Annotated in this window: 1 pseudogene; it reads right to left on the bottom strand. The window is 62.1% G+C overall.

The features are described 5' to 3' along the window. Window positions 1-684 (bottom strand): annotated as a pseudogene (locus tag ACK4S7_RS13075) (error-prone DNA polymerase); the annotation flags it as partial.

The raw sequence follows: 684 nt of genomic DNA on the forward strand, positions 1-684 counted from the left end.
CGATCTTCATCGCCTGTTCTTGAAAAAGCGGCACGCCCAGGGTCGCCTTCAGCACGTCCTTCAGCTCATCGGCATGTCCGAACTCTGCACCCGGAGAAGGATAGTCGACGGCTTCCAGACCCTGCCGGCGGCGCAGATAGGGATGGACCATATTGCCCTGAATCGGCCCGGGACGAACGATCGCCACCTGAATGGCCAGATCATAGAACCGCTTCGGCTTCAGCCTCGGCAGCATGTTGATCTGCGCCCGACTCTCCACCTGGAAGACCCCGATTGAGCGCCCCTGTTGCAGCATCTTGTAGGTCGGCTCGTCGGCGTCAGGAACCGTGTCCAGCCTGAGATTCAGCGCCCCGTGCTCAACCAGCAGGTCGAACGCCTTTCGGATACAGGTCAGCATCCCCAGAGCCAGCACATCGACCTTCATCAGCCGCAGCGCGTCGATATCGTCCTTGTCCCATTCGATGAAGGTTCGGTCCGGCATGGCCGCATTGCCGATGGGAACCAGTTCGTCCAACCGATCCTGGGTCAGGACGAAGCCCCCGACGTGCTGCGACAGATGTCGGGGAAACTCCAGCAGCCGCCGGGTCATGGCGACCGCCCGGGTTACGGTTAGATTGCCGACCTCGAGCCCGGCCTGCTCCAGATGCCGATCCGGGATGTCCGACCCGAAACTGCCCCACTGGC

The sequence above is a fragment of the Sphingorhabdus sp. genome, from assembly GCF_046292425.1.
Taxonomy (GTDB): Bacteria; Pseudomonadota; Alphaproteobacteria; order Sphingomonadales; family Sphingomonadaceae; genus Sphingorhabdus_B.